The sequence below is a fragment of the Faecalibacterium sp. Marseille-P9312 genome, assembly GCF_902497445.1.
Taxonomy (GTDB): domain Bacteria; phylum Bacillota; class Clostridia; order Oscillospirales; family Ruminococcaceae; genus Faecalibacterium; species Faecalibacterium longum.
Map to the genome: position 1 here is coordinate 24,871 of NZ_CABVEW010000018.1, position 12,600 is coordinate 37,470.

The window sequence follows — 12,600 nt, forward strand, 5'->3', positions numbered from 1 at the left end:
TTGCAACAGCCCCTTTTTCATTGCACATTTACTTTCCCGCCAGCAATACCGCCAGCACAGCCTTCTGGACGTGCAGTCGATTTTCTGCCTCGGTGAAGATCTCGTCGGCGTGGGCCTCGAAGACAGCGGTAGAGATCTCCTCGCCGCGGTGAGCGGGCAGGCAGTGGAGCACCATGCAGTCCGGCTTTGCGGCTTTCAGAAGGCCGCTGGTGAGTTGGAAGCCTGCAAAGTCCCGCAGGCGGCTCTCGCTCTCGGAGGTGCCGGGGGCGGCGGTATTCCAGACGGCCGTCACCACCACATCGGCGTCCTTGACGCCCTCGGCGGGGTCTTCCAGCAGGCGGAACGCACTGCCGTACTTATGGGCGAACATCAGCACATCTGCCGCCGGGCGGTAGCCGTGGGGGCAGACGCAGTCCACCTTCATGTCGGAGAGCAGGCCGCCCACGATGAGGCTGTTGGCCATATTGCTGCCGTCGCCGACGAAGCAGAGCTTCTGGCCTGCCAGCGCACCCCGGCGCTCCCGGATGGTCATGAGGTCGGCCAGCACCTGACAGGGATGAGCATAGTCCGTCAGGCCATTGATGACGGGGACGCCCGCAAACTCAGCGAACTCTTCCAAATCGCTCTGGCGGTAGGTGCGCCAGACAACGCAGTCATAATAGCGGCCCAGCACCCGGGCGGTATCCTTGAGCGGCTCGCCGCGGCCAGACTGCAGCTCGGTGGCCGCATTCATGTAGTTGCCGAGGCCGCCCAGCTGGTAGACACCCACCTCGAAGCTGGTGCGGGTACGGGTGGAATTTTTCGAGAACATCAGCGCGACGCTCTTGCCCTTGAGCAGCGGTCCGGTGCCTCCGGCCTTCTGCTGCGCTTTCAGCTCATCGGCCACATCAAGGATGTGGGCCACCTCGTCAGGGGTGAGGTCGCTCATTTTCAGCAGATGCTTCATGCCTGCTCCTCCGTTTTGCTGGGGTCCATCTCCGCGAGGACGCTGCCCAGAATATCCAGCGCCATCTCCACATCGTGGGCGGTCAGAGTCAGCGGCGGCAGCAGGCGGAGGCGGGTCTTTGCGGTAAGCACCAGCAGGCCCTTTTCGCGGCAGGCGGCCAGCACGTCAGCGGCCTTGATGCCCTCGAGGAACTCGATGCCGACCATCAGGCCGATGCCCGAGAGGCTCTTGACGCGGGGCAGCTTTTCCAGACCGGTGCGCAGCTGGACGGCCCGCTCGTTGACGTTGGCGAGGAAGCTGGCGTCCATCCGGTCCACGACGACATTCGCACCGGCGCAGACCACCGGGTTTCCGCCGAACGTGGAGCCGTGGCTGCTGGGTCCCATACCGGCAGCGACTTTCTCATTCATCAGGACAGCGCCAATCGGCAGGCCGCCGCCCAGACCCTTGGCCAGCGTGACGACGTCGGGCTGGAGGTTGTAGTGCTCGCAGCACAGGAAGGTGCCGGTGCGGCCCACGCCGGTCTGCACCTCGTCCACGATGAGGACGAGGTCTTTTTCGTCGCAGAGGGCGCGGACAGCCTGCACATACTCGGGTTCCAGCGCCACAACACCGCCCTCGCCCTGTACCAGTTCCAGCATGACAGCGCAGGTGTGGCGGTCCACCATCTCGGTCAGGGCGTCGATGTCGCCGGCCTTGACGTACTGGAAGCCCTCGTTGAAGGGGCCGAAGTAGTTGTGGAACACGCCCTGCCCGGTGGCGGTCAGGGTAGCAATGGTACGGCCATGGAAGCTGTTGACCAGCGTGATGACGTTGTAGCGGTCAGAACCGTATTTGTCGAAGCTGTACTTGCGGGCGGCCTTGATGGCGCCCTCATTGGCCTCTGCGCCCGAGTTGCCGAAGAACACCTTGCTCATACCGGTGCGCTTGCAGAGCTTTTTGGCCAGCTTGCCGCAGGGGGCGGTATAGTAGAGGTTGGAGGTGTGCTGCAGCTTGTGTGCCTGCCCGGAGACAGCCTCGGCCCAGGTCATATCGCAGTAGCCCAGGCTGTTGACGCCGATGCCGCTGGTGAAGTCGAGGTACTTCTGACCCTCGGGGCCTTCGGCATAGAGGCCGTGGCCCTTCTCGAGGACGATGGGGTTGCGTGCGTAGGTATGCAGGACATACTCGTTGTCCCGCTTGATGACTTTTTCGGAATCCATAATATCTACCTCCTGACGGTGGAGCCACATACTTTTCCTCTTTGCCAAAGGCTCCCCTACAAGGGGAGCTGGCGCGAAGCGCCTGAGAGGTTGTACGAAGGAGAGCCTAGCCGTGAATCGCAGCGGGGCTAAACCTCTCCGTCACGGCTGGCGGCGGTCATCGCTGTTGCCTATCGAGGGGAGGCCTTGGCATATCGGAAAGTTTTCTTATCAACTATTATAGGGTACTCCGGCGCATCGCGCAACCCTTATTCGTGATGGCTGCGGCGATAGAAGCGGGTACCGGAGCCACGGTCGGAGAACAGCTCCAGCAGGATGGAGTGCGGCACGCGGCCATCAATGATGACAGCCTCGTGGACACCCTGATAGATCGCGTCGGCCATGCCGCCGATCTTGGGGATCATGCCGCCCGCGATGATGCCGGCAGACTTGTAGCCCTCGATCTCGGAGACCTCCACCTCGGGGATGAGGGTGGATTCATCTTCCTTATCCCGCAGCAGGCCCGCAATGTCGGTCATGGAGACGAGCTTTTCGGCTTTGAGCGCGATCGCGATCTGTGCGGCGGCGGTGTCAGCGTTGACGTTATAAGCCTGGCCCAGGTCGTCCATGCCCACCGTTGCAATAACGGGGATATAGCCGCTGTCCAGCAGGCTGGAGATCAGCGTCGGGTCCACGTGGACGATCTCTCCCACATGGCCCAGCTGAGGGTCAAGCTCGGTGCAGCGGAGCATCTGGCCGTCCATGCCGCAGAGGCCGACGCCGCGGCCCCGCAGCTTTGCCACGAGGTCTTTGTTCACCTTACCGGCCAGCACCTGCTGGACGATCTCCATGGTGGCGTCGTCGGTAACGCGCAGGCCGCCCGCAAAGTGGCTCTCGACGCCCACTTTTTTGAGCATCTCATTGATGGCAGGGCCGCCGCCGTGTACCAGAACCACCCGCACGCCCAGCAGGGTCAGGGTGACAAGGTCGTTCATGACCGCGTTTTTCAGCATCTCGTTGATCATGGCGTTGCCGCCGTATTTGATGACCATGGTCTTGCCGTGGTACTTCTGGATATAAGGGGTCGCCTCCGAGAAAAGGAGGGCCATTTCTTCGTTTTTCATTGCTGTTCTCCTTCTCAGGTGCGGTAATCGCCGTTGATCTTCACATAGTCATAGGTCAGATCGCAGCCCCATGCCTTGGCGCCGGCGTCACCGGTCCCCATATCCACCTTGACCAGAATATCGTGCTCGGCCAGGACCTTTGCGGCCTCGTCCTCGCTGTAGGGGTGGTAGGCGGCGTTCTCGCAGACGTAGACCTCACCGGCCTTGCTGGACAGCCAGACGCAGACCTTATCGATTGAGAAGTCACCGGGAGTGTAGCCGATGGCGCAGAGGATACGGCCCCAGTTGGCGTCGCGGCCAAAGACAGCGGCCTTGAAGAGGTTGGAGCAGACCACGCTGCGGCTGACGGCGCGGGCCGTCTTGAGGTCGGGGGCGTGGGTGACTTCGCAGGTGATGAGGTGGGTCGCGCCCTCACCGTCACCGGCGTGCTCAGCGCACATATGCTCGGCGATAGCGGTCAGTGCGGCCACAAAGGCGTCGTAGTCGGCGTTTTCCTCGGTGATCTCCGGGTTGCCCGCGAGACCGGAGGCCATGATGATAAGGGTATCGTTGGTGGAAGTGTCCAAATCGACGCTCATCTGGTTGTAGGTCCCGGGGACGACGGTCTTGAGGGCCTTTTCCAGCAGGGCGGGGGAAACGGCGGCGTCGGTGGTGTAGAATGCCAGCATGGTGGCCATGTTGGGGGCGATCATGCCGCTGCCCTTGCCGATAGCGCCCACCGTGCAGGTCTTGCCGCCCAGCTCAAACTGGATGGCATATTCCTTCTTGTGGGTATCGGTGGTCATGATGGCCGTCGCCGCGTCGGTGCTGCCCTGTGCGTCAGCCGCCAGCTTGGCGGCGGCGGCAGGGATGCCACGGGCAAACGGGTCAATGACCATCGGCTGGCCGATAACGCCGGTAGAAGAGGGCAGGACATCCTTTGCGTCGATGTTCAACGCCTTGCCCACCAGCTCACAGCATTCCTCCGCCAGTGCCACGCCGTTGGCGGCGCAGGTGTTGGCGTTGCCGCTGTTGACCACGATGGCCTGTGCATAGCCGTCCGCCAGGTGGGCGCGGTCTACCTTGATGGGTGCGCCGCAGACCTTGTTGGTGGTGTAAACACCGGCGGCGGCGCAGCGGACGTCGGCCTTGATGAGCGCCAGATCGTACTTTTCACTGTGATTTGCCCGGATGCCGCAATGGACACCGGCTGCTGCAAAACCCTTGGGCGCGCAGATGCCGCCCGCAACTTCTTTATACTGCATCTGAAAATCCCCCTATAGCACTACTATAGCATGCTTGCCCTCTCAGGCGCTTACGCGCCAGCTCCCCCAAAGGGGGAGCCAAAAGCCTCTCCCTTTGGGAGAGGTGGCACGGCGAAAGCCGTGACGGAGAGGGCAAGCCCGTTTTTACTCTAATCCTTCCGTTTCGTTCATTCCCAGCATCAGATTCATACACTGGATGGCTGCACCGGAAGAGCCTTTGCCCAGATTGTCGAACAGGGACACCAGCATCATCTGGTCGCCCGCTGCGTTGACGGTCATGTACAGCTCCATCCTGTCGCTGCCGGACAGGGCGTTGGAGTACAGACCATTCTCGGGAAGCGGCTCGTTGAGGGCGTGGACGGAAACGGTCGCGCCCTCCTTGTAATAGTCCGCAATGCCTGCGGCCACCGCCTCGGCGCTGGTGCCAGCCAGCTTGAGGTCCAGCGGAACAAGGACCTGCATCCCGCTGTAATAATCGCACACCACCGGCACAAAGGCAGGGGTGTGGGCGAGGCCGCTGATCTTCTGCATCTCGGGCAGATGCTTATGAGCGAGGCCCAGGCCGTAGCTCTTGGGCGCATCCAGCTTGCTGTGAGCCGGACGGTCGTCGCTCTCGTACTCGGCGATCATCTTCTTGCCGCCGCCGGAGTAGCCCGAAATGCCGGTGCAGCTGAACGGATAGTCTGCCGAGGCCAGCCCCAGCTCCACCAGAGGCCGCGCGATGCTGATAAAACCGCTGGCATAGCAGCCGGGGACCGCCACACGATACGAATTTTTGATCTTCTCTTTCTGGCCCTTCAGCTCCGGGAAGCCGTAGTCCCAGGCCGCATCGGTGCGGAAGGCCGTGGAGGTATCCAGCACCCTGACGCCCGGGCGGAGCAGAGGCATGACCTCTTTGGAGGCCGCATCGGGCAGGCAGAGGAAGGCAAGGTCGGCGGAATTGATGACCTTTGCCCGCTCGTTCACATCCTTGCGGCCCTCAGCCGAGATGCTCAGCAGCTCGATGTCAGGCCGGGCGGCCAGACGGTCGGCAATGCGCAGACCGGTGGTGCCGGAAGAACCGTCGATAAAGACTTTTACGCTCATGCGTTTGCCGCCTCCCATCCGCCGAGCTGGGCGCCTGCCAGCTCGATCTGCTTCTTGACGCTGGCCTCGCTGGGACCGCCGTAGCTGGTGCGGCCCTCGCAGCACTTGATGAGGTCGATGGCGTCGTAGATGTCGTTTTCGAACAGAGCGCTGTAGCCCTTGAACTCCTCGAGGGTCAGCTCTTCGAGGGTCTTATCCTTGCTGATGCAGTCGGAGACCATGCAGCCGGTGAGCTTGTAGGCGTCGCGGAAGGGCATTCCCTTTTTGGTCAGATAGTCGGCGCAGTCGGTGGCGTTGATGAAGCCTTTGGCAGCGGCCCGGCGCATATTGGCGGGCAGGGTCTTCATGGTATCCAGCATGGGAGTGACCGTTTTCAGGCAGAGTTCCAGCGTATCGACGGCGTCGAAGATGGCCTCCTTGTCCTCCTGCATATCCTTGTTGTAGGCGAGAGGGATGCCCTTCATCATGACCAGCAGGGTGTTCAGATCGCCGTAGACGCGGCCCGTCTTGCCGCGGATGAGCTCGGTGACGTCGGGGTTCTTCTTCTGGGGCATGATGGACGAGCCGGTGGTGAAGGCATCGTCCAGCTCGATGAACTTGAACTCCCAGCTGCACCAGAGGATGATCTCTTCGGACAGGCGGGACAGGTGCATCATGCAGATGGAGATGGCGTTTGCCAGCTCGATGCAGAAGTCACGGTCGGACACACCGTCAAGGCTGTTGGGGCAGGGTGCCGCAAAGCCCAGCTTCTCGGCGGTGAACTGACGGTCCAGCGGGTAGGTCGTACCGGCCAGAGCGCCGGAGCCCAGCGGACACTGGGCGTCCATCCGGGCGGTGGCGTCCTCGAAGCGCTGCAGATCGCGCAGCAGCATCCATGCATAGGCCATCAGGGCGTGGCCGAAGGTGATGGGCTGGGCGCGCTGCAGGTGGGTGTAGCCCGGCATGACGGCGGTGGTGTTCTCGGCGGCCTTCCCGCAGATGACCCTGACCAGCTCCACGATGTAAGCCTGCAGGGTGTGGCTGTAGTCCCGCAGAGTCAGGCGGATGTCCAGCGCCACCTGATCATTCCGGCTGCGTCCGGTGTGCAGGCGCTTGCCGGCGTCGCCGATGCGGGCGGTGAGGGTCTGCTCCACGAAGGTATGGACGTCCTCGGCGTTGGGGTCGATGGTGAGAGCGCCGGAGGCCAGATCATCCGCGATGGAGGCCAGACCGCTCAGAATATCCTCGCAGTCCTTCTCGGAGATGATGCCCTGCTTTGCCAGCATGGCGGCGTGGACGCCGCTGCCGCGCATATCCTGCGCGATCATCCGCTGGTCGAAGCGGATGGAAGAGTTGAAGTCGTTGACGCGGGAATCGACCGCCTTGGAGAAACGGCCCTTCCAAAGTTGTTCTGCCATTGTTAAATCCCTTTATCTGAAAAAGTGTCTGAATTTCGAGTGCAAGGCCCAGCATTTTATGCATCGTCGAGCCTTTTTGTCCAGCTCAGACCTCACCGGTACGCCAGTGGCTCCCACTCTGGGGGCAGCCGAACCGACCGCCGCCAGTGGCGGATCGAGGGAGGTGAGGCTGGGGCAGCGGCCAGCAGGATGCGAGCGGCAGCGAAGCAGACGCTGGGAGCCGCAACCCGGAGCTGGCGAGCGAAGCGAGACTGAGAGGGCTAGAAACGGCAAAGCCGCCGCAGGGGAAAAAGCTCCCGCGGCGGTGCCGCCAGCAATGATGCCGGTAATTTGAGCCTTCAGCGTGAAAGTGTAAAAAACACGCCAAAGGGGATGGTAAGCAGGTTATTCCTTGACCTCGGGCCAGTTCTTGGACAGCTTTGCGCGCTCCTTGATGGACAGGCCGAAGAGGTTGATGAAGCCGGTAGCATCGGACTGGTCATAGTCCTTATCCACGCCGAAGGAGGCAGTCTGCTCGTCGTACAGGGTGTACGGAGAGGTGACGCCGGCGTTGATCATGTTGCCCTTGTAGAGCTTCAGCTTGACGTCGCCGGTGACGGTCTTCTCGAGGCTGTCGGCGAAGGCATCCAGCGCCTCACGCAGCGGGGTGAACCACTGGCCGTTGTAGACGATGTCGGCGTACTTCTGAGCCAGCTGAGCCTTGAAGTGTGCGCTCTCCTTGTCCAGAGTGATGGTCTCCAGAACATTGATGGCCTTGTACAGGATAGCACCGCCGGGAGTCTCATAGACGCCGCGGCTCTTCATGCCCACCAGACGGTTCTCGACGATGTCCAGCAGGCCGATGCCGTTCTCGCCGCCGACCTTGTTCAGGTACTCGACCAACTCGACAGCGCCCATCTCCTTGCCGTCAACAGCGGTGGGGATGCCCTTCTCGAAGTGGAGGGTGATGTAGGTCGGGGTGTCGGGAGCCTGCTCAGGGCTGACACCCAGCTCCAGGAAGCCGGGCTTATTGTACTGCGGCTCGTTGGCGGGGTTCTCGAGGTCGAGGCCCTCATGGCTCAGGTGCCACAGGTTCTTATCCTTGGAGTAGTTGGTCTCACGGTTGATCTTCAGGGGGATGTGATGAGCCTCGGCGTAGTCGATCTCCTCGTCACGGCTCTCGATGTCCCACTCACGCCAGGGAGCGATGATGGCCATATCGGGGCAGAGAGCCTTCAGAGTCAGCTCGAAACGCACCTGGTCGTTGCCCTTGCCGGTGCAGCCGTGGCAGATGGCGTCTGCGCCTTCCTTGATGGCGATGTCGGCCAGAGCCTTTGCGATGCAGGGACGTGCGAAGCTGGTGCCCAGCAGGTAGTCCTCGTACTTTGCGCCGAACTTCAGGGTGGGGAAGATGTAGTTCTCGACGAAGTCCTTCTTCAGGTCGAGGACGTACAGCTTGGAAGCGCCGGTAGCCTTGGCCTTCTCTTCCAGACCGTCCAGCTCAGTACCCTGACCCACGTCGCCGGAGACAGCGATGACTTCGCAGTTGTTGTAATTCTCTTTCAGCCAGGGAATGATGATGGAGGTATCCAGACCGCCAGAGTAAGCCAGAACAACTTTCTTAATATCTTCCTTTTTCATGATGATCGCTCCTTTGTTTATTACACTTTTTATACTTTTGTTTTCCGCCCGGGCATCCCTCCCGGGGCGCTCGACGTCTTGTCTTTCTGAGTACGCTTTTATTATACGCCAAGCGGTTTTTCCGTCAATGCAGAAAACCGCCAAACCTTGTGCAGATTTGGCGGTCCTTTTCTGTTATTTTGTATGTTTATGCATTATTTTCTAAATATATACAAATTTTATTCATTCTTAGTTTGTATATGCATGGCCGTATACAGTCCGGTTTATCCATTCTGTCCGCCGTCGGCACGGGGTTGACGGCCCAGTTCCGGCACGGCGCGGCGTTCGTGTTTTTATTTATTCTTTTTCAGCCGTCCACCCGGCGCAGAGGGCCTCTTTCTGGGCCTTCGTCAGCTTTTTGAGGGCGATTTCCCGCCGGAGGGCGGCGGACTTGTCCGCACACGCTTCCAGGTAGGCAAAGCCCAGCGCGGTATGGGTGCGGGTATACTTTGCGCCTTTGCCGCTCTGGTGAGCCTTGAGGCGGGCTTCCGGGTCGTTCGTCCAGCCGGTATAAAGCTGGCCGCCCGCGCAGCGCACCATGTAGACGTAAGCTGTCTTTTCCGGCTTCTCAGATGCGGCCATTGTTCTTCAGCACCTGACGGCAGGCGGCGAGGGCCGTCTCCTTGTCCTTGGCCGTGATGAGGAAGCGGCTGGCGTGGCAGAAGCTGATGCCCTCGATGCCGCTCTTCTGCTCGATGACCTCCTGCGGCTGGCCGGCCCAGCTCTGGGGGAAGGGGAGCTTGGGCTTTTTGGTCTTGTGGTCGGTGACGCACTGGGCACTCCAGCCGCCCCGCTGGCTGGGATAGACGACGAAAAGGGCGTCGGTCTTGTACAGCCCGTTCTTCCAGGGCAGATAGCAGGGCAGCACCACGATGCCGTCGTGGGAATTTTTATATGCCTGCTGGACCTTCTCGTCGGCGCGGTTGACGGCGTTGGCGCTCTCGATCTGGTTCTCCAGGATCTGCTTTGCCACGGCCACGGCCTTGAAGAAGCAGGCGTCCTGGTCCTCTTTCGAGTCCCACACAGGATTGAAGAAGCCGATGGCGTCGCAGAGGCTGTTCTGCTCGCCGGTATTGTCGTTCAGATCGAGGGGCTGGATGAAGTTCTCATCAATGAGCCGGGCCTGACGCTCGCCCACAAGGCCGGGGCCGAGCACCCGCCACAGCAGGCCGAAGGCCGCGTAAGGGATGCCGTTGGGGCGGGTCTCGCGGGGCTCCTGATGGTGGTCGAACATGCCAAAGCCGATGTCGTACACGATGCCGTCGAAGTCATCCGGCACCACGAAGCCGCGGGTTATTTTAATATCCGGGCGGAGGATCTGGAGCAGGGCAGTGGCGAACACGTCGTCAGCATGGAACTTGCCTGCGTGGGTAAAGCCGTTTGCGGGTATTTTCATAGGGGGTTCTCCTCATTCTCTCATGCATTCTGTTGCACACAGTATAGCACATTCCCGGGCGGCGGACAACAAAAAGGAGCCGCCGCATGACGCAGCAGCTCCCATATTCTACAGAAAAATTTCTCAGTGGTTGGCCTGTGCCGCTTCAAACTCTGCCTGCGTCAGGATCTGATAATCCGCAGGGATGTTGAAGAGATTCTGGTCCACAGTGGTGCTCGTGACGCGGTACTCCACGATGGTGCGGCCCTCGGCAGCATCGGTAACGACATACTTGAGGTCATCACCCACCAGGCAGTAGGAAACGGTGGCCGTCTGGCCGTTGGCATCGGTGACAGTGTAGGACAGGGCCTCGCAGTCCTGACCGTTCACATTCACGGTGGTCACGGTGCAGGGGATCTCCTGTGCTTCGCCTTTGTCAGCGGAGACCGCCTCGCTTGCGCTCACAGTGGGTACTTCGCCCTTGACGGCCATCCTGGATGCATCGTCCACCAGATAGCCCTGACCGTCTTTCAGGATATAGACCAGACTGCCGGCGTCGCCCATATCCATCTTGATATAAGCGTTGCCGTTGCTGCGGGCTGCGATCATGGTCTGGGCGGTTCCATCGGGGGCAGTGGTGACGATCTCCTGATACAGCTCTGCGCCGGTGCGCTGTGCGAGTGCGTTGTTGATGCGGGTCTCAACGGAGTCACCGGGAGCAGCCATGCACACCGGCATCAGCACGGCAGCCATCACTGCAGCCACCAGCAGAGAAGTAAGTTTCTGATACAGCTTCATAGAAAATTCTCCTGTCTTTCAGCTCATTTTGCAAAGGCGTTTTTCCTCTTTTGCATTTGCATTATCTTACAACTTTTTCCGGGGCACTGTCAATCATCACATTTGCCCTCATGTCAAAAAACAGCCGCAGAGGCGTTTATTTCTCTCTGCGGCTGTGGTTTGTAAAGTTTTTGTGGAAATCACTTCCGGCCCTTGCGGCTGGTCTTGGTGACGGCACGGGTGGGGGTCTTGGTCACGGCTGTGGTGGGCTTGACCGCCGGGCTGAGGTTGGGCTTCGGGGTCAGGGCCTTGGTGGGCTCGCCCAGAGCCAGCACCTGGGAAAGCGCGGCCTGTGCGGCGGCAGCATCGCCGTCGGTGACGGCCAGAACATCGGAGTAGAACTGCTCCATCTCCTCACGGGTGGAGAAGGTGGCGACGTACATCTGGTTGCCCATCGCGCCGGAGAGGGCGTCGGGGATGCGGTCCACCATCTTGATGTTCTTCTGGTACTTCTGCATGATCTGCTCATGACTGTACACGAAGTTCTTGCCGTCGCGGCGGCCGGCGAAGGGGCAGTAGTAGTGCTCGCCCACGGGCATATCGGTGCCGCCGAAGGCGATCATGTCGGCCCAGATCTTATAGACGTTGGTGGAGCGGGCGAAGTTTATCATATCGGGGGTGAAGCCGCCGCAGGGGCGCATATTGACTTCGAGGGCCACGATCTGGCCCTTTTCGCCCATGCTGGCCTGGTTCTCGGTCATCCGGAAGAACTCAAAGTGGACGAAGCGGCTCTTGACGCCGAAGCTCTTGACGACGGCACGGCCTGCAGCGCGGGTGTCCTCGGGCAGGTCCTTGATGATGTAGTAGATGGAGTTGTCGTTGTCGTTCACGATGTCCATGATGGACATGGGACTGACGTTTCCGGCCTCAAAGATGGGGTTGCCGGAGGCGTCGATGATGGCGTCGTAGCTGTTGACCTCGGCGCGGACGAACTCCTCCATGATATAGGAGACGTCCGGGTGATTCTCGGCCTTGCAGGCGAGGAAGGTCTTCAGCTCTTCGTCATTGGACAGCTTGTGGGTGTCGGAAGCGCCCACGCCGTTGTCGGGCTTGACCACCACAGGGTAGCCCACCTGCTTGATGAAAGCCTTGCAGCCGTTGAGATCGTCCACCATGTGGTAGCGGGCGGTGGCGATGCCGGCCTTCCGGTAGTACTCCTTCATCTTGCTCTTGTACTTGATGCGGGGCATATCCTCGGTCTGGAAGCCGGAGGTGATGTGGAAGTCGGTGCGCAGGGCAGCGTCCCGCTCCAGCCAGTATTCGTTGTTGGACTCCAGCCAGTCGATGCGGCCATACTTGAAGATGAAGAAGGCCACAGCGCGGTAGACTTCGTCGTAATTCTCGAGGCTGCCGACCTTATAGTACTCGTTCAGGCTGTCCTTCAGCTCCGGCTTCAGCTCATCGTAGGGCTGGTCGCCGATGCCCAGCACGTTCATGCCGTCGTTCTTCAGCTCCCGGCAGAACTGCCAGTAGTTCGTCGGGAAGTTGGGGGAGATAAAAATAAAATTCTGCATAATTTCGCGTCTTCTTTCCTTGAATGTCCTCTATAGCCCTCTCAGTCACCTTCGGTGACAGCTCCCCCAGAGGGGGAGCCACTGGCGTGCCGGTCAGGCTCGCCCAAAACGAGAAAGGCCCTTTATTTCCGAAACGGCAGCGCCTTGCTGTCACGGGCAGCAGCAGCCAGACAAAGCGCATTGTGCAGACGCACCTGCCCTCGTAAGCAAGGCCCGCTCTTTTGAGTCATATTATAC

Annotated in this window: 11 protein-coding genes; all 11 read right to left on the reverse strand. The window is 60.5% G+C overall.

Annotation, left to right across the window (positions count from 1 at the left end):
• Positions 1 to 28: 28 nt before the first annotated feature.
• Positions 29 to 946 carry an ornithine carbamoyltransferase gene (gene argF / locus F3G95_RS12190; RefSeq protein WP_149795164.1) on the reverse strand — a complete coding sequence of 306 codons (918 nt, stop codon included), beginning with the start codon at positions 944 to 946 and terminating at the stop codon, positions 29 to 31.
• Positions 943 to 2,148, reverse strand: a complete 1,206-nt coding sequence (locus F3G95_RS12195) for an acetylornithine/succinylornithine family transaminase (RefSeq protein WP_149795165.1) — start codon at positions 2,146 to 2,148, stop codon at positions 943 to 945. The genes argF and F3G95_RS12195 overlap by 4 nt, the downstream gene beginning before the upstream one ends.
• Positions 2,149 to 2,396: 248 nt before the next feature.
• Complete coding sequence (gene argB, locus F3G95_RS12200; RefSeq protein WP_149795166.1) at positions 2,397 to 3,251, reverse strand: acetylglutamate kinase; 855 nt, start codon at positions 3,249 to 3,251, stop codon at positions 2,397 to 2,399.
• Positions 3,252 to 3,265: 14 nt separating this feature from the next.
• Positions 3,266 to 4,495 (reverse strand): bifunctional glutamate N-acetyltransferase/amino-acid acetyltransferase ArgJ, encoded by a 1,230-nt coding sequence (gene argJ, locus F3G95_RS12205; RefSeq protein WP_149795167.1) that lies wholly within the window; start codon positions 4,493 to 4,495, stop codon positions 3,266 to 3,268.
• 144 nt (positions 4,496 to 4,639) lie between these two features.
• The gene (gene argC / locus F3G95_RS12210) at positions 4,640 to 5,581 is read right to left on the reverse strand and encodes an N-acetyl-gamma-glutamyl-phosphate reductase (RefSeq protein WP_149795168.1); all 942 of its coding nucleotides are present in this window, start codon (positions 5,579 to 5,581) and stop codon (positions 4,640 to 4,642) included.
• On the reverse strand, positions 5,578 to 6,978 hold the full coding sequence (gene argH / locus F3G95_RS12215) for an argininosuccinate lyase (protein WP_149795169.1): 1,401 nt from the start codon (positions 6,976 to 6,978) through the stop codon (positions 5,578 to 5,580). Before argH ends, argC begins: the two co-directional genes overlap by 4 nt.
• A gap of 384 nt (positions 6,979 to 7,362) precedes the next feature.
• Positions 7,363 to 8,598 carry an argininosuccinate synthase gene (locus tag F3G95_RS12220; RefSeq protein ID WP_015565708.1) on the reverse strand — a complete coding sequence of 412 codons (1,236 nt, stop codon included), beginning with the start codon at positions 8,596 to 8,598 and terminating at the stop codon, positions 7,363 to 7,365.
• A 336-nt stretch (positions 8,599 to 8,934) separates the two neighbouring features.
• Positions 8,935 to 9,219: a GIY-YIG nuclease family protein gene (locus F3G95_RS12225; protein WP_015565707.1), complete on the reverse strand. Its 285-nt coding sequence runs from the start codon at positions 9,217 to 9,219 to the stop codon at positions 8,935 to 8,937.
• Positions 9,206 to 10,033: an MYG1 family protein gene (locus F3G95_RS12230; protein WP_149795170.1), complete on the reverse strand. Its 828-nt coding sequence runs from the start codon at positions 10,031 to 10,033 to the stop codon at positions 9,206 to 9,208. The genes F3G95_RS12225 and F3G95_RS12230 overlap by 14 nt, the downstream gene beginning before the upstream one ends.
• A 123-nt stretch (positions 10,034 to 10,156) precedes the next feature.
• Positions 10,157 to 10,810 carry a hypothetical protein gene (locus tag F3G95_RS12235; RefSeq protein ID WP_149795171.1) on the reverse strand — a complete coding sequence of 218 codons (654 nt, stop codon included), beginning with the start codon at positions 10,808 to 10,810 and terminating at the stop codon, positions 10,157 to 10,159.
• Between the two features lie 179 nt (positions 10,811 to 10,989).
• Positions 10,990 to 12,363, reverse strand: a complete 1,374-nt coding sequence (locus F3G95_RS12240; RefSeq protein WP_149795172.1) for an ATP-grasp domain-containing protein — start codon at positions 12,361 to 12,363, stop codon at positions 10,990 to 10,992.
• Positions 12,364 to 12,600 lie beyond the last annotated feature (237 nt).